General features: G+C 43.8%; 20 protein-coding genes. 10 read left to right on the top strand and 10 right to left on the bottom strand.

Features of this window, described 5'->3' with window-relative positions; all coding sequences use genetic code 11:
• Window position 1 precedes the first annotated feature (1 nt).
• The 3 genes from NB504_RS09575 to NB504_RS09565 all read left to right on the top strand — a co-directional run bounded on the left by NB504_RS09575 (window position 2) and on the right by NB504_RS09565 (window position 2972).
• On the top strand, window positions 2-997 hold the full coding sequence (locus NB504_RS09575; RefSeq protein WP_258428737.1) for a porin: 996 nt from the start codon (window positions 2-4) through the stop codon (window positions 995-997).
• A gap of 461 nt (window positions 998-1458) precedes the next feature.
• Window positions 1459-2343 (top strand): DMT family transporter, encoded by an 885-nt coding sequence (locus NB504_RS09570; RefSeq protein ID WP_258428736.1) that lies wholly within the window; start codon window positions 1459-1461, stop codon window positions 2341-2343.
• 59 nt (window positions 2344-2402) lie between these two features.
• Window positions 2403-2972 (top strand): glutaredoxin domain-containing protein, encoded by a 570-nt coding sequence (locus NB504_RS09565; RefSeq protein ID WP_010320515.1) that lies wholly within the window; start codon window positions 2403-2405, stop codon window positions 2970-2972.
• A gap of 195 nt (window positions 2973-3167) precedes the next feature.
• On the opposite strand, the gene NB504_RS09560 is transcribed toward NB504_RS09565, so the two are convergent.
• From NB504_RS09560 to NB504_RS09550, 3 genes are all read right to left on the bottom strand, one after another.
• On the bottom strand, window positions 3168-3302 hold the full coding sequence (locus tag NB504_RS09560) for a hypothetical protein (RefSeq protein ID WP_013868100.1): 135 nt from the start codon (window positions 3300-3302) through the stop codon (window positions 3168-3170).
• Window positions 3303-3405: 103 nt separating this feature from the next.
• Complete coding sequence (locus NB504_RS09555) at window positions 3406-3756, bottom strand: hypothetical protein (RefSeq protein ID WP_026027570.1); 351 nt, start codon at window positions 3754-3756, stop codon at window positions 3406-3408.
• A 125-nt stretch (window positions 3757-3881) separates the two neighbouring features.
• On the bottom strand, window positions 3882-5078 hold the full coding sequence (locus tag NB504_RS09550; protein ID WP_094163317.1) for a multidrug effflux MFS transporter: 1197 nt from the start codon (window positions 5076-5078) through the stop codon (window positions 3882-3884).
• Between the two features lie 134 nt (window positions 5079-5212).
• On the opposite strand from NB504_RS09550, the gene NB504_RS09545 reads away from it, so the two are divergent.
• Complete coding sequence (locus NB504_RS09545) at window positions 5213-6097, top strand: LysR family transcriptional regulator (protein WP_258428734.1); 885 nt, start codon at window positions 5213-5215, stop codon at window positions 6095-6097.
• A gap of 214 nt (window positions 6098-6311) precedes the next feature.
• Window positions 6312-8144, top strand: coding sequence for a bifunctional diguanylate cyclase/phosphodiesterase (locus tag NB504_RS09540; protein ID WP_258428732.1), 1833 nt, complete (start codon window positions 6312-6314; stop codon window positions 8142-8144).
• Between the two features lie 52 nt (window positions 8145-8196).
• On the opposite strand, the gene NB504_RS09535 is transcribed toward NB504_RS09540, so the two are convergent.
• Both NB504_RS09535 and NB504_RS09530 read right to left on the bottom strand, forming a co-directional pair.
• The gene (locus NB504_RS09535) at window positions 8197-9504 is read right to left on the bottom strand and encodes a peptidoglycan DD-metalloendopeptidase family protein (protein ID WP_017050287.1); all 1308 of its coding nucleotides are present in this window, start codon (window positions 9502-9504) and stop codon (window positions 8197-8199) included.
• Window positions 9505-9690: 186 nt separating this feature from the next.
• Window positions 9691-9990, bottom strand: coding sequence for an isoamylase early set domain-containing protein (locus tag NB504_RS09530; RefSeq protein ID WP_026028657.1), 300 nt, complete (start codon window positions 9988-9990; stop codon window positions 9691-9693).
• A 211-nt stretch (window positions 9991-10201) separates the two neighbouring features.
• Between NB504_RS09530 and NB504_RS09525 the strand changes: the two genes are divergently transcribed.
• The 4 genes from NB504_RS09525 (at window position 10202) to NB504_RS09510 (ending at window position 15360) form a co-directional block, all read left to right on the top strand.
• Window positions 10202-11863: a SulP family inorganic anion transporter gene (locus NB504_RS09525; RefSeq protein ID WP_094149572.1), complete on the top strand. Its 1662-nt coding sequence runs from the start codon at window positions 10202-10204 to the stop codon at window positions 11861-11863.
• Between the two features lie 351 nt (window positions 11864-12214).
• The gene (locus tag NB504_RS09520; RefSeq protein ID WP_026027937.1) at window positions 12215-13591 is read left to right on the top strand and encodes a YjiH family protein; all 1377 of its coding nucleotides are present in this window, start codon (window positions 12215-12217) and stop codon (window positions 13589-13591) included.
• Window positions 13592-13792: 201 nt separating this feature from the next.
• Complete coding sequence (locus NB504_RS09515) at window positions 13793-14260, top strand: molybdopterin-dependent oxidoreductase (RefSeq protein ID WP_013868110.1); 468 nt, start codon at window positions 13793-13795, stop codon at window positions 14258-14260.
• Window positions 14260-15360 carry a GGDEF domain-containing protein gene (locus NB504_RS09510; protein WP_258428731.1) on the top strand — a complete coding sequence of 367 codons (1101 nt, stop codon included), beginning with the start codon at window positions 14260-14262 and terminating at the stop codon, window positions 15358-15360. Before NB504_RS09515 ends, NB504_RS09510 begins: the two co-directional genes overlap by 1 nt.
• 73 nt (window positions 15361-15433) lie before the next feature.
• On the opposite strand, the gene pstB is transcribed toward NB504_RS09510, so the two are convergent.
• The 5 genes from pstB to NB504_RS09485 form a co-directional block, all read right to left on the bottom strand.
• Window positions 15434-16183 (bottom strand): phosphate ABC transporter ATP-binding protein PstB, encoded by a 750-nt coding sequence (gene pstB / locus NB504_RS09505; RefSeq protein ID WP_013868112.1) that lies wholly within the window; start codon window positions 16181-16183, stop codon window positions 15434-15436.
• A 45-nt stretch (window positions 16184-16228) separates the two neighbouring features.
• A complete protein-coding gene (gene pstA, locus NB504_RS09500) occupies window positions 16229-17092 on the bottom strand; it encodes a phosphate ABC transporter permease PstA (protein ID WP_026027681.1) in 864 nt (287 codons plus the stop codon).
• A 5-nt stretch (window positions 17093-17097) separates the two neighbouring features.
• Complete coding sequence (gene pstC, locus NB504_RS09495; RefSeq protein ID WP_017045968.1) at window positions 17098-18030, bottom strand: phosphate ABC transporter permease subunit PstC; 933 nt, start codon at window positions 18028-18030, stop codon at window positions 17098-17100.
• Window positions 18031-18241: 211 nt separating this feature from the next.
• Window positions 18242-19063, bottom strand: a complete 822-nt coding sequence (locus NB504_RS09490) for a phosphate ABC transporter substrate-binding protein (RefSeq protein WP_026027935.1) — start codon at window positions 19061-19063, stop codon at window positions 18242-18244.
• Window positions 19064-19345: 282 nt separating this feature from the next.
• Window positions 19346-20248 (bottom strand): DMT family transporter, encoded by a 903-nt coding sequence (locus tag NB504_RS09485; protein WP_026027683.1) that lies wholly within the window; start codon window positions 20246-20248, stop codon window positions 19346-19348.
• A 97-nt stretch (window positions 20249-20345) separates the two neighbouring features.
• Between NB504_RS09485 and NB504_RS09480 the strand changes: the two genes are divergently transcribed.
• Window positions 20346-21806 (top strand): PLP-dependent aminotransferase family protein, encoded by a 1461-nt coding sequence (locus tag NB504_RS09480; protein WP_258428730.1) that lies wholly within the window; start codon window positions 20346-20348, stop codon window positions 21804-21806.
• Window positions 21807-21868: the final 62 nt, after the last annotated feature.

Genomic DNA, 21868 nt, shown 5'->3' with positions numbered 1-21868 from the left:
AATGAAAAAAGCAACAATCGCAACCGCAATTCTTACAGCATTGGTATCAGGTTCTTCTTTTGCTGCGACCGTTTACAAAGCGGATGGAAATGAGCTTAAAGTTGGTGGACGTGCAGAATTTCGTGGCGATTTCGGTGGTGATGACAAAGGCAAAGAAATTGAAGGCACGATGAAAAACAAAAGCCGTGCGCGTTTGAACATTGCAGGTTCAACAGAAATTTCTGACTCTTTGAAAGGTTTTGCAACCTATGAAGCAGAGCAAACGGTTAATTCCTCCGCCAGCAACGATAAGAATTCTGATTTCAACCAACGTTACCTATTTGCAGGTTTACAAGCTGATTTTGGTGCTATTTCTGTCGGCCGCCAAGATACGGCTGGCGTGCAAATTTCTCAAATGTCAGACATCGGTACTTATACTGGCGCTCAAAAAGAGTTCATCAACGCAGGTAATGAGCAAATCAACAACACCTTCCTCTACGCAGCTACATTTGATGCCCTCAATGTGAAAGCAAGCTTTATTGCAGGCGAAGAAAAAGACACCGATGGCTTTGGTCTTTCTGCAATTTATAACTTACCTATCGGCCTTGGTTTAGGCTTGGGCTACGCAAGCAACGATAATGGCACAGGCCAAGGTGCAGCGAATCAAATTATTGCCGGTGTGAATTACACGTTGGACGATTTGTACTTAGGCCTGACCTATACACAAGGGGATTTGGACGATAAAGCGAAGAGCGAATTCAACGGGATTGAATTTGCTGCGCAATACAAAATCACAAGTAACTTCCGCTTGATTGGGGTGTATCAAAAAACGGAAAATGAAACTGCAAACGTCACAACGACGAAAAGTGATTTTGCTGAGTTGACAGGGCGTTATGATTTCAATAAGTCAATCTACACTTACGTTGCCTACAAAATGAACAACCTAGATAAAAAAGACCTCGGCACTGCGTATGATGCAAAAGACTCTATTCGCCTAGGCCTACGTTACAACTTCTAATTTTAATTATACGAACGCATATACTCCCTAAGGATTTTGTCCTTTTGGCCAGGCACTCGCTTGGCCTTTTTTATTTGCCGGTATTGCACCACAATGAAACACATTGCACTAGGCTAGACCATGCTTAACAGAGCCAACAATATAAGTTCACTATTTTTCAATAAGTTAAAGGTGGCACACAACCTGCTATGGAATAAGTACAAATGCATGGCAGCGTTTGTGCTTCTTTTCAGTGCTAAGGCAGAGCACTGGCCGTTCATGTTCTTTCGCCCTCTTTTTAGAGGGCTTTTTTTATCCCATCACCACAGCCCATACGCAAAATGTTTGGCGTTTCAGACAAGTGGAAATCAGCAGGGATAACACTTGCTCAAATTTATTGAACCACTCCATTCATTTCAGAGATTGGTTTAACGCTGATAAGTCAGTATGATTCAACGACTTTTTCTATAACCCTCTTCTCTATGACCAAAATACTTCACCACCCAATCCAAGGGGCAAGTTGGATGCTAATCGCAGGCCTCGCCTTTGCGATAGTCAATAGCCTTGCTCAAGCCGCCAGTATCAATTATGGCCTGTCATCTACCACGGTGGCGCTGGTTCAATATGCCATCGCGTTAGTCGTTATTTTGCCGTATTTATCAACGTTAGGGATCCGCTACTCGCTGCGCACCGAGCATTTAAGCATGCATATTTTCCGTGTGTTTTTATCTGTGATTGGCATACAACTCTGGTTATGGGCACTCGCCTATCCCGTACCCATTTGGCAAGGTATTGCACTGCTGATGACCTCTCCTCTGTTTGCCACGATTGGCTCAGGCCTTTTTTTAAAAGAGAAAGTGGGTACAGCGCGCTGGGGAGCAACATTAACTGGCTTTGTCGGGGCGATGATCATCCTTGAACCTTGGGCTGACGATTTCAACTGGGCATCGTTGCTGCCTGTTGGCGCGGCATTTTTTTGGGCTTGTTACTCTTTGATGGTGAAAAAACTGTCTGCCCATGACTCACCGTCTACTATGGTGGTCTACCTTTTAGTACTGATCACACCGTTCAATCTACTGCTCGCTTTACCAGATTGGCAAACACCTCAAGGAAGCACTCTATGGCTCATATTGCTTTTTGCGGGTGCGATGACAGCACTGGCTCAATGGGCGATCGTTAAAGCCTATGCGGTGGCAGATGCGTCTTTTGTGCAACCTTTTGATCACGCGAAGCTGCCACTGAATGTTTTGGCGGGTTGGTTAGTGTTTGGCTGGGCACCACCCGGGCGATTATGGCTTGGCGCTGCCATCATTATCGCTTCAGTGGCCTTTATTACTCACTGGGAAACAAAAAAATCTTCGCGTTGAAATAAAAAGTCACTCAACTCTTTCCTATTCTCTAAGCAATGCTTCTTGAGGAAAACACGATGGCAAAACCGATAAAAATCACACTATACCGATGGGCTGGAAGTTGGGGCCCATTTAAAGTCACCATCCCTTGCGGCGAGTGTACGCTCACCAAGGACATTTTGACTGACACCTTCAACAATGAACTGGAGGGCATTCCCATCGAGTTAGAAGTCAAAGACTGGCTATCGTACTGGTGGGAACCCTTGAAACTTGGCGCATGGCACGCCCCAATATTGGTCGTTGAAGGTAAAGTGATCAGCCAAGGAGAAGCGTTAAATCGAGGTGTTTTGGTTCAATCGGTGATCAAAGAATGGGCACAACGTGACGAGTTAACTGGCAATATTGTGTATGGAAAAGCCACTTGCCCGTACTGCGTAAAAGCAAAGAAATTGCTGGATGAAGCGGGAATTCAATACACCTATCATGATGTCGTCAAAGAAAGTGCGGCGCTGTACCGGATGATCCCAGAAGTTAAAGCCATCATCGGTCAAAAAACGCCCGTCACCGTGCCACAAATTTGGCTAGAAAGCCGCTATATCGGCGGGTGTGATAAATTGGAAGATTGGCTAACCAAAAAAAGTCAGTAGTGCCCCAGAGCATCTGGTTACTTTAGAAGAAAAAGTACTGACGCCTCAGAAACCGCCGACTCTTTAGTCAGTAATGGTATACGGGCTCTTTGTGGACGAATGGTGGACGAATTTGCACAGTCATTTTTACCCCAGTAAATAAAGCAAAGCCCCAGCTTGTTACCAAGCTAGGGCTTTTTGATTCTTAGGCATTCACTATTTGCTGAATTTCTTCACTAGCGTTTTAATGAAAGACTTTTTCTTTGCTTGTGGTTTGCCATGCATTGCATCATACATCGCTTTTTTTGCGATCAGTTGACCAACGTAAGCACCACCTAATTCATAACCCATGAATCACCTCAACATGTAATTTATTTACCTAACGAGGTGTATATTAGTCCAAAAAAGAACAAAAACAAGACCCGAGTCACAAAATAAAGTAATTAATTTTCAGTTAACCGCGTTTAGGCTGCTTATAGGTTTTACCAGCAGCCAAGTAAGTTTCTTTCTGCTTAACTTCAAACATGGTTTCAAAAAACCAAGCAACAAACTTAATAACGTCATCGCCTTCATTCATAATGTGTTCGACAAACTCTTCTTCTTCACCTTGCTCATTTTCTTGCAACACGACGTGGTAAATGCGTTGCTCCCCATCCACTTCGGCTAAAGCAAACTGACCCACTAACGATAAGGCTGCTTCAGCAATATCTTGATCTTCAAATACTTTCAGCATATCTAACGCTTGAGGAAGTGTTTTTTGCTCGCACAAGCTTTTGACTAATGCTTGAAATTCATCTTGTTGCATTGATTTTTCCGTCGAATTAATGTCGCCGAGATTATACCTCAAATTATTTCTCTTGTGCCGACATGTACGCTGCCAATGCACCACTAGACTTAAACCGCTTCAAACCGGAAGGGTATAAACAAGCATTAAGCGAATTTGGTTTGACGTAAGCGATAGGAAGAACACAACACCAAAAACATAGCGCAACTGGTTGCTAAATAGAACCAGCCTAGCGACATCTGACTCGTGATCCATCTTTCCACCAAGTATCCTCCTAAGAATCCAGCTAAGCACATTTGAATGGAGCCAGATAGAGCCGCAACGGAGCCCGCTTGAGTTTTGTGTGGCCCGAGCAGCATGCTGGTGGATAATGGAAATGAGATACCTTGCGCAATCGTTAACCAAGTAAATCCCCACACTAAATTGAACACGCTCATCGGTGTTATCAGTAACCAAACACCGGCAAAAGCCATAATGACAATCGCCAAAGCAAGTAAACGTTGGGATGAAAAACGATCATTGAGTAAGTTAACGGCAACACTGCCTATCATCAAACCCGCGGAAGGGACGATCATTACGGTTCCATAATCGGCGGCCGTTAACCCCAGCTTGTTTTGCAAGAGAAAAGGCAGCACCGACAGAGTCACTAAGCTAGATAAATAGCTGATCCAGTTGTAACTGGCGCTGGTCAGCACTTGGGAATTTTTCAAGAGTAGCAAGTAGTTATGCAATACGGCCTTAGGTTGAAACCGATGTTTCGCGTATGGCAACGTTTCTGGCAATATCCACCAACCTAAAATAAAAATGGTACAGATATACATTAATACGAACACAAACACGGACTGCCAACTTAAATGAAAGGCAAGCCACCCACCGAGCACAGGGGCAATAATTGGCATAATTGAGGCGGTGATGGCGATGTAAGAAAGTGCCTTTGTTAATTGCAGACCATCATAACTGTCGCGCAGCACACTGCGGCCAAGAACAGAAGCACTTCCCGCGCCAAGCCCTTGCAGTAGGCGACCAGCAGCCAACGCATGAAAATTATCCGAAAAACAGACACACAATACTGTACCGGCCAAATAGATCCCCTGCCCGAGTAAAAATGTCGGGCGTCTACCAACCGCATCAGACAATGGCCCGTAAAAAAGCTGTGACATCCCAAACGCCACTAAAAAGAGCGTGACGAGCCATTGAATACTGGCTTGGTCAACCATTAAGTCTCGGCTGATCAATGGCAGTGCAGGTAAATAGATGCTCACCCCAACTTGGCCCGTGGCAATGATCATCATCGCCAATAACATCGGCGTCTTTTTAAATGGTGTGCTAGCGAGAGTTTTCATGGGTTGCTAAGTGAGCTCTTATCGTCGGTAGATGTGGTGTCAAAATACGTTTTCAGTATATATTGGCAACTCAGATTTGATAATAAAGCACTCAGGAAATGAATTAGTTCCAATGAGGAATGAGTAGGGTAACGATGGATTGGATACAAAATGTTAAAACATACATGCGAGTGGTTGAAGAAGGCAGCTTTAACGGCGCGGCACGTAAGCTCAATACCACCAGCTCAGCCATCAGTAAACGAGTACATTGGCTGGAAGAGAAAATTGGCGTGCAGTTACTTAAGCGCACCACACGAACGGTGACACAAACCGAAGCGGGTGCTCTCTTTTATGAGCGAGCAAAAGCACAACTTGAAAGTTGGCAATCGGTGGTTGATGAAACACGCTCTGTCAGCCAAACTCCCGCTGGCCTGCTAAAAATTGGGGCGACACTCTCTGTGGGCTCAAAATTTTTGGTGCAGTATTTAGATGAATTTCTACAGCGCTACCCTGACATTCGAATCCAACTGACCACAACAACTCCGGGGCAATTGCCCGAACTTCACCTTGATTTATTCATCAGCCGAGAAATTGACCAACTCAACTCCCTCAGTTTTAAAGCCTCACCCCTATTTGAACATAAGGCCGGCTTTTATGCTTCTCCTAACTATATTGAAAAATATGGTATGCCCAAATCTGCCGAACAGCTTCAACAGCACAATGTCTTGATTTGGGGAGAACACACAACACGCGAATTAAAAACCTCAACGGGCAAACGCCTATCGTTATCGGGTAATTTCGCGACAACCAATCCAGAAGCACTTTTCTATGCAGGCAAAAATGGCATGGGAGTGATTGTCACCAACGACGTGATGGTCAAAGAAGAGCTACGTTTGGGCAATCTGGTACGTTTGCTACTCGATATCACCGTTGATCAAGCAACGGTTTACGCTTATTACCCTAAACTTGATTATCAACACACTCGAACTCATTTATTTCTCAACTACTTAAAAGAAAAATTAACGAATGAAGCTAGGTAACTAAATTGGGATTACGTCTATTTCCATCACACAATTGTCCACCAGAGCAAATTTATCCTAGACAAAAAAGTACTCATAAAACTCTGCAACTAAGCCGCTGAATAACCAATATTTTATTTTTTACGTCTCAAGCACCCATCATTGCGAGTGGCAAAACTGCGCAATGTCGACCATAGTCACTAAGTGCATATTCTAAAAAAACAGAGTACGACATATGACTAAAACATCATTGGCTAGGGATGCAGTTAGTCTAAACACCATTAACGAGCTCATGCTGCTCGATGGCTCTGAGTTACATGATCGAGCCACATTGGTGCTGCATACACATTTTCAAACCTGCTGTACATGCATCGTCGAGTTAGACAAATGGCATTACAGAGCTCACACCTTATCTCATGCTGGTGAGACGCCAGACAACAACGACACGGGTTATCCGCTCAGGGGAACACCGTGTGAGCAAGTGTGGAAATCAAAACAGGAATACTGTCTGTTTCCATCACAAGTAACCAAAATTTTTCCTGATGACAAGTTTCTAATTGAAAATAAGATTGATGCCTATATCGGTATTCCCCTACGTGCCAAGAATCGCGAAATACTCGGAATGCTCGTGTCTACCTTCTATTCTCCCATCGAAGATGAGGAATTCGTGATTGGCTACCACCGAATCATTGCTAACATAGTCGTTCACAGCCTGCGCAATAAGTGGTTGAGCGAACGCTCTGACAGCTTGGTTAATCAACTTAGCTATGAAGTTTCTCACGACAACCTGACTGATTTAATGAACCGCAGTTATCTAGCTGACAAATTAGAACGCTTAGTTGAAACAACCAATGAACCGTTTACTCTTGCTTATTTAGACATCGATAATTTTAAATCGATCAATGACTTATATGGGCACTATATTGGCGACCAAATCATTAAGTTTGTGGCTAATGCCATCATTAAAAGCGTTCCGGAAGAGAATTTGGCATTTCGAATCGCAGGGGATGAATATGCGTTTATCACCTTCTCTAATGATCCGTTGCAAATCTGCCGCTGTATATTGGATAAGCTAAATACAGGTTATGTCGATGCATCACATCGCATTAAAATTAGCTTAAGCATTGGCATTTCAAGGAAAACTCAAGAGACAATCACGGCCGATCAACTGATTCTCAATGCCTGTTTAGCACTCAAAGAGTGTAAGCAAACTCGCGGTAGTAATATCCGTTGCTATGATACCCATCTGAGTGACCAATACCATCGTCAAACCCAAATCACAGAAGCTCTACGCCGTGAACTCAATAAGTTAACCAGTAAAAATAGTGAACTATTTGTGGTGGCGCAACCGATCGTCAGTCGTCACCAAGAACAGTGGAACTATTTTGAGATTCTCACTCGCTGGAATAGCGAAACTCTGGGTGCGATTTCACCGATTGAGTTTATCGATACTGCTGAGCAGTCAGGTTTAATTGTGGAATTAGGAGAACGCATTGTTGAGCTGGCATGCCTAGCAAAAGTTGAGCTAGAGGAGGGCTTAGGCTACAAGGTAAAATTAGGACTTAACTGTTCGGCACATGAACTGATCAACTCCAAGCGCTATCTCGAACACTTAATGCAAACCATTACTCAATACGGCTTTGAGCCTAATGAATTCACAATTGAGCTCACCGAAACAGTACTACTTTCACAAACCAGTGAAGTTAGATACATCTTAGATAAGCTCAGACTACTTGGTTTTACCATCGCGCTTGATGACTTTGGCACTGGCTATTCGAGCTTGAATTACATCCATAGCTACCCCATCGATTGCATTAAAATTGATGCCACTTTTATCAAAAACATGGTGTGTAACGAAACAGCAGAGCGTGTAGTTTGGTTGATTATTCAATTGGCAAATCAACTTAGGGTTGATCTCGTCGCAGAAGGGGTGGAGAACCAAGAAGCTCTGGAGAAACTCTATGCTATGGGCTGTGAACAGATCCAAGGTTACTATTTTTCAAAGCCAGAAACACCGCACTCTATCGTGACTCACTGGAACAACATGAGCCATGTACGGCGCGCATAAAAAACCCTCACTCTGAAAGTGAGGGATTACTAATATCCATTATGCTATCACATTAAGACTCTTGGTCAGCCGAAGACTCACTGGTGGCATACCGCAGTTCTTGCTGCTGAAGCATAGAATCGAGTTCATTACGCCTTGCAACAAACCCCGCCATCTCTTTTTTAGGCACTGAGTTTGCCATTGGTATGTTGGCGGTCATGGCGTTCACTGCGCGATCTCGAACCATCAGCTCATAATGCAGATGAGGCCCAGTGACTCGGCCCGATTGCCCAGATAAACCGATCCGCTCACCTCGCGATACTTTCTGACCTTTACGCACTAAAATTTTACTCAAATGCAAATAGCGTGTTTTGTAAGTACTGCCATGTTGTATCACCACGTAATTACCCGCATAAGGGTGCTTACGCGTCATGATCACCGTACCATCGCCAGTCGAGAATACCGGAGTACCGACTGGTACACCAAAATCAGTACCATTGTGCGGAGCCACTCTTTTTGTGACTGGGTGCAGGCGATGCGCATCAAAGTTAGAGGTAATGCGTTTATTTGTCGTCGGATAGCGTTGAAATGCGCGCTGTAAACTATCACCATTTTTGTCATAGTACTGCCCATCACGGTGTAAATAAGCAGAAACGTCTTTGCCTCGACTGTAGATTTTAATCGCTTGGATTTCACGATTGCCCGTCAATTTCTCACCGACAAATTGACGAGATTGAACCACTTCAAATCGATCGCCAACCCTAAGATCACGAGAGAAATTGAGTTTATCTTTAAGTAAAGAGACGATCTGTTCTATCTCAGCGCTGCCTAACCCTATCGAATTGACCGACTGAGAAAAACTGCCTTGGATCTCGCCAACCATGGCGAACTCTTTCCATACACCCGGTATTTTAACATCTTGAAACTCATAGGTACCATCATCTAAACGTGAATATACCGCGCGCTCGACTAGGCTAAATTCTAGCTCCATTTTGGAAAGCGCATTTCCATTTTGCGCTTTCCAAAACCTGAGGATGTTGCCAGGTTTTAACGTATCCAATGCGAGGTAGTTTAAATCGGTTTCCATAATCTTCATCAAGTCTTGGTAACCAAAGCCAAGTTGATTAAAGATAGTACTTAAATTGTCACCAGATTTAATCTCATATTCAAAATCCGGAAGATTTTTTACCTCAATAGCATCAGATAAAATCGACTGAACAATTTGAGTTTCGGTAATAGAGAGCTCAATTTGGCGCTGTAAGGAGCTATCCTGAATAGACGAGGAAAATGCGATGGCCGCGACAATCGGTAGGCCAATAATCGACGCTTTTTTTGGAAGTGAAAGCTCAGAAAAGCGCAGAATGAGAGAACGAGGAAGCACTATCTATCCTGTGGATTAAGTCAAAAGAGCCTCAAGATTAAGACTTTCTGTTTCAAAAGTCACCTATATCGTGTGATTCTATGGTCAAAAAAGGCACCGGAGTGCCTTATAATAAATCAACAATTACACGTAAAAATGAGTACTGTCCTAATCATATTTCACGCTTTCACAAGATTTATCAACAACCTATTGATAAGTCGTCACTAGGCTATTTTCTTCGCCAAAACCATTGGCAATGTACTGGTCAGCGCTAGGATCGTTAACCCATTGTTGGTCATCCAACAAGTAACGAAATTGAAATTCAGCATCTTTAGGTAAACGGGTTTTAAATTTAAAACTATTACTTTTCGCCACCTTTTTCATCGGTTCTGGTTGCCAGTCAAGAAAGTCCGCTACTATCGCAACATTGCCAGCCGTATCTGGGACGTCCACTTCAAAGGTCACTTCGACTTCTTCTTTTGTTTTAAAAAAACGTTTATTAATCATCACAAACTCCATCTCTGTATAAAAAACATCCTACCTAGTGAATCATAAGAAAATAGACTCACATCCACAACTCTAAATAGTAAAAATTCCGCCGCCGAACCACTATATTTATAACCTCCGTTGAATATTCACCCCTCTTTACAGCATTTTAAATGAGCGTAGAATCCACCGCGCTTTCTATTTTCCCCTATTTTCAATAAGGTTATCAATTATGTTTGCCGTATATGAATCCTATAAAGCCGGTCTGCTACGACCAAAACAGTGGCTAAATAATATCAGTGCAGGTTTGATTGTAGGGGTTGTCGCTCTGCCACTGGCGATGGCATTCGCTATTGCTTCTGGCGTGAAACCGGAGCAAGGGATATACACCGCCATTATTGCAGGCGTTATCGTTTCACTGTTTGGCGGCTCGCGAGTGCAGATAGCCGGCCCAACGGGTGCTTTCATCGTGATACTCGCTGGAATTGTTAGCCAGTATGGGGTCAGTGGGTTGCAGATAGCCACTATGATGGCCGGTGTGATTCTATTGGTTCTGGGGGTCGCAAAACTCGGTAGCATCATCCGCTATATTCCTGACCCCGTAATCGTCGGCTTCACCAGCGGTATCGGTGTCATCATCTGGGTTGGGCAATGGCAAGAATTCTTCGGCCTCCCCAAAATCGAAGGTGAGCATTTTCATCAAAAATTAGTGTCTATTTTCCATGCCTTTCCGCAGATGGATTGGGCCACCACAAGCCTTGCATTATTTTCACTCGCGCTGGTTATCTTCGGTCCTAAGATCCCGAAGCTCTCGAAAGTGCCAGGGCCACTGCTTGCTCTCGTCACAGTTACCGTGTTGCAATATTTTGTTGGCTTTGAAGGGATCCGCACGATTGGATCGGCTTTTGGAGGCATACCTCAAGGACTGCCAGAGTTTTCGCTTCCAGAAGTTAGCTTCTCTCAAATTATTCTATTGATTGGCCCTGCTTTTGCGATTGCCATGCTAGGTGCGATTGAATCATTGCTTTCGGCGGTGGTCGCTGATGGTATGGCGGGCACCAAACACAACTCAAACCAAGAATTAGTCGGCCAAGGTATCGCTAATATCGTTGCTCCTCTCTTCGGTGGTATTGCAGCAACAGGCGCCATTGCACGTACTGCAACCAATATACGCAACGGGGGGACAAGCCCACTTTCGGGCGTGGTGCACTCGCTCACTCTGGTCATTATCCTTATTGCACTTGCACCATTAGCCGTCAATATTCCACTGGCAGTACTCAGTGCGATTTTGTTCGTCGTAGCATGGAACATGAGTGAAGTTCCCCACTTTATTAAATTGGTTAAACGTGCACCCAAAGCCGATGTGGTTATTTTGTTGCTAACCTTTGGATTAACCGTGTTTGCTGACTTAGTTGTCGCCGTCAACATCGGGGTGATCATCGCTACCCTTCACTTTGTAAAACGTATGGCATCTAGTGTTGAGGTAAAAGCCAGTACACACCATGAGCTCAGTGCTGAGCTGCTTCGTCATGGGCAAACTCAGTTACCAAGAGAGCTCGCCGTTTATGCCTTAGAAGGCCCATTTTTCTTTGCTGCGGCTGAAACCTTTGAGCGTGTGATGAGCAGCATTCAAGAGCAGCCAGAAATTTTAATTATTCGCCTTAAATGGGTTCCATTTATGGACATTACTGGCCTGCAATCCATTGAGGAAATGATCGAAAACTTCCATAAAAAGAATGTGCAAGTGTTGATCTCTGGTGCAAATACTCGTGTTGCAATGAAACTGAAAAAAGCGGGGATTGTTGATTTGGTCGGTGAAGATAATTTCTTTAGTCAATTCGATGATGCGCTCAGCGTTAGCCTACAACGTTTGAATATCAGTACAGCTCAATAAAGCTCATTGGACCTATACATTTTTGGCCTTTAGCCTACGGTTAAAGGCCTTTGACTGACCCGTCCCTCTTACCTTAACCGCCCAATTTTCCTCAGCCCTCCTTAACTCTTTTTAAAACGCACGCCTCAACCACCAACAGATTATTAACCAATGCAACAATAACAAAACAAATGACCATGTTATCTGAGAATAACAGCTCTTTTGTTTGAATACTTAACCTTGATTAATGAATAGTATTGCAAGCCATCTTAAAAATAGATATTCTTGCCTGCAATGACTAAATAGAGCTATTTAGTGCATTTTTATGCCACCAGTTGGTGACTATTGACCCGCAGTAATACGAGACACGACATGCAAGATAACGCTCAAACTATTGAAGCTCCTGTAGCACCAACACAAAGTAGCTTTTGGATGTTTTTCATCCCTTCGTTAATTGGTCTATTTTTGTTTATGGCACCAATTAGCTACCAAGGTGACTTAACCATTCCAGTTGCCGTCCTTGCTAAATCTATCCAAGCTATTTTGGGCGATTACCTTGTTGCAATAGTGACAGTGATCATCGCCTTTATGTCTGCAGCTTCCATTTTATGTAAAATTTTTCAACCTGCATTCATTACAAAGAGTCCTTTCTTAAATGGGCTTTTTAATCCATCGGCTCTTTGGTTAGCCGTCCGTGTATTTGGTGGTATCGCCGTCATCATGACGTTTTTCCAAATCGGCCCTAAGGCTATCTGGGAAGAAAACACTGGCGGTATGGTTCTTGAGGGTTTATTACCCACTTTATTTTCTGTATTTATTTTTGCAGGGCTTTTGCTGCCTTTACTGCTTAACTTCGGGCTACTGGAGCTATTTGGTAGTTTATTAAGCAGAATCATGCGTCCAGTTTTCAACCTTCCAGGCCGTAGCGCAATCGACTGCATGGCTTCTTGGTTGGGCGATGGTAGTGTCGGTATTTTGCTGACCAGCAAACAGTACGAAAGCAAATTCTACACACAGCGTGAAGCCGCTATTGTTGGTACAACGTTTTCTGCCGTTTCAATTACCTTCAGCTTAGTCGTTATTGCGCAAGTTAAGCTAGAGCATCTGTTCCTACCTTTTTATGGCACCATTTGCCTTGCAGGCTTTGTTGCAGCGATCATCATTCCTCGCCTGCCACCATTAAGTTTCAAAAAGAACACTTATATTGATGGTACCTCTCCAGCTAAAGATGCCGATGCAGTTCCAAGCGGCCATACCTCGTTCTCATGGGGGATGGAATTAGCACTGGCGAAAGCAAGCCAAGTTAAATCTGCAAAATCGATCTTCGCTGAAGGCATGCGTAACGCTGTTGATATGGTGTTTGGTGTGCTACCTGTCGTGATGGGCTTGGGTACTCTGGCTCTGATTGTTGCAGAATACACCTCTGTATTTTCTGTATTGGGCCAACCGTTTATTCCTTTTCTAGAATTACTTGGTGTACCTGAGGCTGTTCAAGCATCTCAAACCATTGTGGTCGGCTTTGCGGATATGTTTATTCCCGCGATTCTTGCGGCTTCCATTGATAATGAAATGACACGTTTCGTGATTGCGGCCATGTCAGTGACTCAGTTGATCTATATGTCTGAAGTGGGTGCATTAATGTTAGGCAGCAAAATTCCTGTCAACATCCTTGAGCTGTTTGTCATATTTATTCTGCGTACGCTCATTACACTGCCAGTGATAGCTGGTGTAGCACATCTCATTTTTTAGTAAACAATGCAGCAGTAACGGCACTAATAACATTTCAATATGCAAGTCCCCACTTATGTGGGGATTTTTTTGTTCTAAACTAAAGATTGATTCGACCAAATTAACAGAAATATAAATAGAAAATAATTTCATTGATTAAATTATCACCTTATACTTTTAGCCTATGCTCTAAGAAAAAAGCAGAAGTAAATAAGGTAGTTTATGATGAGATGGATAACCGCTTTACCACTTATTTTTTTCAGCTTATTTGTTCATGCTGCAAGCTTAACTATTACCCTCCCAAACCAAGATCGGGTTACTTATTCTCTTGCACAATTGGCAGAGATACTGCCTCGTGAAACCTTCACGACTCAGCTTCCTTGGTTACCAAAAGAAAATACTTTCACTGGTTTTAAAGTTATTGATTTAATTAATCATTTGCAAGTTGGACAGGTTTCTTCTGTATCATTTTTGGCCATTAATGATTACGCCGCTAATATTGCAATTGAAAACTTAACTCGCTATGAACCCATTATTGCTTATCACATGAATGGCGATGAAATGAAAATAAGAAACAAGGGGCCGTTTTGGCTGATCTACAATCTAGATAAATATCCACAAATAGACAATGGCATTTATTACACCCAAATGGTGTGGCAGTTAGAAAAACTATTGATTCACGGTAAATAATGAATTTTACAAAACACAGCACTTTACACCCCTTTCTATACCGGGCAAAAACACTGTTGATTGTCCTGTCAGCCACCTTGATCGTCGCTAATTTGTATATACTTTCGACCACACGCTCTTTAGCCAACTCCTATACCGACCAACGTAACTATGCAACTTGGTATTTATTCCAGCTCACCAAGGAGTATTCTGAGCTGGTTGCTTCGATTCCTTATTACTTAGATTCACAGGAGAAGAGATCGCACACTTGGCTGCAGTATGAGCTGATTTGGAGCCGTTTTGACTTGATTCTAACGAGTAAGGAATCGGATAATTTTATGGGCAGAACGGATTCCCAGCATTTCTTTAAGAACAACTTTGATGATTTCAAAATATTAGAAAGCTTATTGCTGGCCGTTAAAGATCAAAAGTCATTGGCTGTATTTGAAAAACATACCCACTTGATTTACGACCAGATTATCGGCTATGTAAACCAAAACTTTCAACTGCAAAGCCCTATCTATCTCGAGCAAAAAGAAAAAGCAAATAGGCTAACACAGGTACAATTTCTACTGATGTTCTTGATGCTGGGTTGCATTGGCTTAGTTAGCTATATTTTTCATAAAGAAGCGGTTGCTCAGCGTACCTTAGCGTTAACTGACCCTCTAACTGGACTTGCAAACCGCCTTGCGATGTTTGAAGAGCTGAATCAAATTTCTACCAACAACCCCTTCTCTCTCTTTCTTCTCGACTTAAATGGCTTTAAGCCCATTAACGACCAAAATGGTCATAAAGCAGGGGACAGTGTGTTGCAGCAAGTAGCGTTTCGCTTAACACATTCGATTCCAACCTTTGATTATTCGGTATTTCGTATGGGGGGTGATGAGTTTGCCCTGATCATCCATAGCGTAGATGCGATGGAACTGAGCATTATGCAACGCCACATTAAAGCGTGTTTTAAAGAGAATTTTTTCGTGGATAATGGAGTGGGAGCAAAGCTTTCAACCAGTATTGGTATTGCCTCTTTTCCTAAAGATTCAGCCAATATTAATCAATTAATACATATTGCGGATAAGAATATGTATGCCATGAAGTTTCTACAAAAAAGCCCCTCTGTATGAGGGGCAAAGTTACCATCGCTTTATAGTTATAATGAGTCCGCTATTATTCCAGGTTAGTCGCTGCAATAAGTGATTAGCCGAAATCGCCATTGACATATCCCATGGTTCTATCATCTTTAGGATTGTTGAAAATCACTTGTGTATCATTGTGTTCAACCAATTCCCCCATTAAGAAAAACGCCGTGCGATCAGAAATACGACGCGCTTGCTGCATTGAGTGCGTGACAATAACGATGGTGTAATTCTTTTTCAGCTCTTCCATCAATTCTTCAATTTTGTGTGTTGCAATCGGGTCAAGGGCGGACGTTGGTTCATCCATCAAAATCACATCCGGCTCCATCGCTATCGTACGTGCGATGCACAAACGCTGTTGTTGACCACCAGAGAGACCAAACGCATGCGACTTCAAGCGATCTTTTACTTCATTCCACAACGCCGCGCCGCGCAATGAGCGCTCAACCACTTCATCGATGTGCTTTTTATCTTTAATCCCTTGTGCGCGTAACCCATACGCCACGTTTTCATAAATACTCATTGGGAACGGATTTGGCTTTTGGAACACCATTCCCACTTTGATACGCAGATCTGCAACATCAATATTGCCGTAAATATCTTGCCCATCCATCGCCAATTTACCGGTGATAGTCACGCCTTCAATGAGGTCATTCATTCGGTTCAAACAGCGTAATAAAGTCGATTTTCCGCAGCCAGAAGGGCCAATCAGCGCTGTCACTTGACGAGTTGGAATAGGCAGGTTGATTGATTTTAGCGCTTGGTTATCGCCATAAAAAAGGTCTAGGTTTTCAATATTAAATTTGTTCATTCTTGTTATCTCTCAAAATTCTGTAAATCGCGCCCAACGCTCTGCTTAATAAGAAGCGGTATTAAATCGTCTTGCGATTAGCTTCGTCACCATGTTGATCAGTAGCACAACCACAATCAGCACGGTTGCTGTGCCGTAGGCTTGATTCCACTCTTCAACCGTGAACAGCTCTGTTGTGAGCTTGTAAAGGTGAACGGTTAGGGTGCGGCCTGAATCGAGCAATGAATCTGGAATACGTGCCACCATTCCTGCGGTTAAAAACACAGGGGCCGACTCACCAATAACACGACCAATACTCAAAATAATTGACGTAAGGATGCCGGGCATTGCACTTGGCAAAATCAGACGCCAAATGGTGTATATTTTTGAGGCTCCAAGACCATAAGAACCTTCGCGATAAGTTTGGGGGACGGCCATCAACGCTTCTTCTGTGGTCCGAATGATCACAGGCAAAATCAAAATGCTGAGCGTTAGCGCTCCCGACAAAATAGAGAAGCCTAAGCCTAGAATCACCACAAAGAAGGTCATGCCAAATAGACCAAAGATAATGGAGGGGATCCCCGCCAAAGATTCGGTACAAAAGCGGATCACTTTCACCAAGCGGCTACCGATTTTGGCGTATTCGGTAAGATAAATCGCCGTCATAATACCCAACGGGGCGGCCACCGAAATAGAAGCGATCACCATATAAATCGTCGATATGATCATCGGGAAGATCCCGTGTTCATTGCCAGTACGGGTGTAATCGTCAGTAACGAAATTCCAATCTACGTGTTGTAGCCCGTTAGAAAGGATGTACCAGATAATCCAAAATAGGAAGCCGACTGTTACAGCGGCCGCAATCCAAATAGATATTTTCAATACGTTATCTTTTAGCTGGCGGGCACGTTTTAGTTTTACTGTATCCATCACTATTATCTCGCTCTCTCACGGTTTAAATAGAGCAATGTGGCATTCAAGATCATGATGAATGCCAATAGCACAACGCCTGTTGCATAAAGCGCACTGGCATGAACACCACTTGCGTAAGACATTTCAATCGCAATATTGGCTGTCAGCGTGCGTGCTGAGTCTAAAATACCTTCAGGCATCGCTGGCGCGTTGCCCATCACCATAATAATGGCCATGGTTTCACCGAGCGCGCGCCCAATTCCTAAGATGACGCCGGTCATAATTCCGGAACGAGCTGCCGGTACCAGCAGTTTGAAGATGGTAAAAATACTGGATGCACCTAATGCCAAAGAACCTTCTTTGTACGCATGAGGGACTGCGCGAATAGAAGTCTCGGACACGGTAATCACCGTCGGTAAGATCATGACACCAAGCACAATAATGCCCGCGAGAATGGTATTGCCCGCAGGAACTTGGAAAATGTCCTGAATCAAAGGAACAATAATCACAAGACCAAAGAAACCATAGACCACGGAAGGAATACCAGCGAGCAATTCAACGGCTGGGCGAATGATATTCGCGACACGTTTTGGTGCGACTTCGGCAATAAAGATAGCGGTGAGTACGCCCACAGGCACACCAACGATAACCGCACCAAACGTTGAAACCACAGAAGCGACAATCATAGTTGCCACACCATACAGAGCTGGCGGCAACCAATCTTGTCCAAGGACGATACCCGAGATACCCACTTCTTGAAATGCGGGAATACTTTCGCGGAAAATGAAGTAGGCAATGATGGCAAGAGACACAATGCCAATAATGGCACTGGTAAGAAACAACCCGTGGAAAATGCGCTCTTTCCAGTCCACACGCTTTTTAGCACGAAGTGCACGTTTGGAAGCTTGCGTAGAAACGTTGTTCATAAGCTTTTCACTATTTGTTGCGATGGTCATAGTATCAATCTCACTATTCGATTAAATCGACGTGGATAGAAAAGGCTCAGCCCCAACAATGGACTAAGCAAACTTTTAAAGTTATTTCCCCAAACAACTTGAAGTGGCGGCTAAACAGCAAGTCAGTGAATTCCCATCCACATGGATAAAGCATGTGATTGGGCTGAACGAAACAACGCCGCTGCAACTTCAAGTCGAATGGGAGAGTCAATTAGTTCACTGCGATATAGTGATGTTCTGCAACGAGTTTTTGAGCTTCAGGCGTTAGCATCCAATCAAGGAACTGTTGCGTTTGAGCGGATGGTTGGCCTTTTTTGTACAGTACAAGGAAAGGACGAGCCACTTTGTATGAACCATTTTTCACGTTATCTACCGATGCATCAGTACCGTCTACCGCTAAGGCATGAACCGTGTTATCAACGGTGCCAAGAGAGATGTAACCGATGGAATAAGGGTTAGACGCAACCATAGTTTTCAAACTGCCGTTACCGTTAGCTACTTGAGCTCGTTGAGAGATAGCAGATACCGTCTTGTCTGAGATTTTTTTTGTCAGTTTCATAATCTCTTCGAATGCACCACGAGTCCCTGATGCGGTATCGCGAGTAATTGCAACGATAGGTTTGTCTTCACCACCGACATCTTTCCAATTCGTGATCTCGCCTCGGTAAACAGCAGAGACTTGTTCAGCACTCAACCCTTTTACTTTATTGCTTGGATGCACAACCACCGCTATACCATCAAGCGCGATCTTTTCTTCAACTAATGATGCTTCTTTTTCTGAGCTTTTTAGGCCACGTGAAGACATACCAATATCCGCACTGCCGTTCTTAGCGGCTTTAATACCGGCAGAAGAACCAGGGCCTTGAACCTCAATAAACACGTCCGCGTTTTTCTTCATATATGTTTCAGAGAAAACTTCCATCAATGGCGTTACGCTGCTAGAGCCAACAGCAGAAATGGTTTCTTTTGCAAAAACTGGGTTAACTGCCAATGCACCTAAAAGAGCGATTGCACCGATTACTGTCTTTTTCATCACAAATATCCTTAAGAGGCTTTATTGCCGTTGTGTATTGAACGAAACTCACTTTAGGACGCAAATATGACAGTTGTGTTTCACTTAGTTTAAAACTAGATGACACAGTAAAATATTTTAGGAAAACAGAGGAAGGGCAGCGCATTTTTGAGTGCATCGCTTAAGATCAATCTGAAAAAATTGGCAAAGTCATTAGGTGCCGCCGCGAGTCAGAAATTATCCATTTATTACCCGACCACCAGCAGAGCACCCCATTCTAAGTTCGATTTATAGGGGTGAATTTTATGAACGCTCAAATACCGGTTTCGCCAATTTTCTCAGCAGATTCGGCTTTTTCACCACCAGATAAACAGCCGTAACGGCAAGGCAGAAGCCCGCAACACCAAACCCATCCAATGATTCATCAAAAGCAAGCCATGCTTGAATGGCGGTGGTTGGCGGTACAAGATAAAACACTGAAGCCACACTTGAGGCCGCACCGTGTTCAACCATATACAACAGCAATAAAATAGAGACACATGACAGCACCACAACCAGCCATACCAGTGTCATGATAAAGGTCGGTGTCCATTGCACTTGCATGGTTTCAAAGCTCCAAGCCCAAGGTAAAAATAGGCATAACGCAGCCACATATTGCACGGTAGCGCTGCCAATCATATCCACACCTTGGCAAAATTTTTTCTGATATAAGGTGCCGAGCGTGATGCCGAGCAGAGATAACAAACACAAACTAATGGCAGGCCATTTGTGTACTTCCGATTGCCACTCAATGTTACCCATCAAGACGAGACTTATCCCAGAAAACCCAAGAGCTAACCCTAACCACTGCGCCAGATTAAAGCGCTCTGTACTCATAAAAACCAGCAGCAGCGCAGTCAAAATGGGTTGCGTCCCCACCAGCAGAGCACTTAAACCTGCTGGCATTCCCCAAGAAATCGCTTGGTAGGTTCCACCCAAATAGCAACCATGAATCAACACGCCCGTTATACAGGAATGCCACAAATGGCGACCACGCGGAATGCGCCTTTTGAGCAATAACAGCAAACCAATAAAAAGCACCACGTTCGCCACCATGCGCAGCGTGAGCAGCGTGGCAGGTTCCGCATACATTAAGCCAAACCTTGCGCCAACGAAACCAGATGCCCATAGCACGACAAACAAGAACGGGATCATTCTTACAAACATCACAAAATTCCTAGCCACAATCGATTCTATGCTGCTACTTTATTTGGGTACAGTTATTCGCAAAAGGCACAGATTTGAATAATTTAGTGGGTACAGAATGAAAAGTAAGCTTAAAAACACGGATCCTAAATATACTGAACCTAAATATACTGAGGTAAAACGTCATCTTAAGCAGACCATCGACGATGGTTTATTCCACGCACACGATAAAATGCCTTCCATTCGCCAGCTATGCGAACAACTGTCTGTCAGCAAAAATACCGTTATTCGTGCTTATCAAGAGTTAGAAGCGATGAATGTCGTCTACTCTCAGCCTCGTTCAGGCTATCGAGTCCAAGGTGCTGTAACCCCTTTGGAGATTCCGCTGCCACAACCCAATAGCATTGACCTGCTCTCTTTATCTAAATCAATTTTGGTTCAACCCACAATGAAACATCACATGCCCGCAGGTTCAGCGCATCCTAATACGCAAAGCGCCGCGATTCGTAGTTTGTATGCAGAAATTGGCCGCCACAGCCGCCAGCAAACGCACATTCCTAGCCACTATCAGCTACCGCCAGGTAATAGCCATTTAGTCAAACAACTGCTAAAAATATCGCAAGATTTGGGCCTACAAATCAAAGCACAAGAAATCGCCATTACGCATGGCGGTCAGCAGGCCATCAGCCTCGCATTTCGTGCATTAACCAAGCGCGAAGACATTGTGGCCGTTGAGTCACCTTGTTATTTTGGCACGCTGCTGTTGCTTGAATCATTAGGCTTAAAAGTGGTGGAGATCCCCAGCCATAGTGTCGAAGGCATCGACATCAGCGCCCTCGAACAAGCGCTATCTCAATGGCCGATTAAGGCGATTCTCGTCACGCCTAATTTTAACAACCCAACCGGTTCACAAATGCCTCTGGAAAAACGTAAACAGCTTTTGGCTGTCAGTGGTGATACACCAATTATTGAAGATGATGTGTTTGGTGGCCTGTATTTTCAAAAGCCGATACCTTGTTTGAAGATGTTGGATGGCAAAGGCCGCGTTATTTACATCAATTCGCTCTCCAAAACCTTGGATTCACGGCTGAGGATCGGTTGGATCATCGCGGGAAAGTATCAAGCACAAATAGAAAAGATATTGCTCAGCGAGAATATGGGCAGCTTGAATTTAATCCAATCAGCCGTAGCGGAATTTCTCGAAAGTGGTAAGTACCGTCAACATCTAGCCAAAATGCGCCGCACTTACCAACTGAACCAGCAGCGCTTTGCCAAATTGCTCACCACCTCGCTCAATCACTACCCGTCGCTGCAAGGGCAGTTTCAATTAAGCCGGCCTGAAGGTTCATTTTTATGCTGGCTGACACTTCCGCCATTCATCGATAGTTTTGAGCTTTATCAACGTGGCCTGCAAAACAAAATCAGCCTCCTGCCGGGGCATCTTTTTGCAACACAGGGGCAATTCCAACACTGTATTCGTTTCAGTGTAGCGAACTTTGAAGACAACATGGCATGGCAGGAAAGCATCAACAAACTGACCGAACTGATTCATCTCGTGGCATCAGATCACAAGACGTAAGCATACGCATTTTAAAAAATTGCTGACTAACCACTTGTATTGCAACAAAGTCGGCATAAGAT

Source organism: Vibrio sp. RM-69-4, assembly GCF_024743775.1.
In the GTDB taxonomy this organism is placed as follows: Bacteria; Pseudomonadota; Gammaproteobacteria; order Enterobacterales; family Vibrionaceae; genus Vibrio; species Vibrio anguillarum.
The sequence above is the reverse complement of the archived record's forward strand: the minus strand, read 5'-3'. Positions and strand labels throughout refer to the sequence as shown.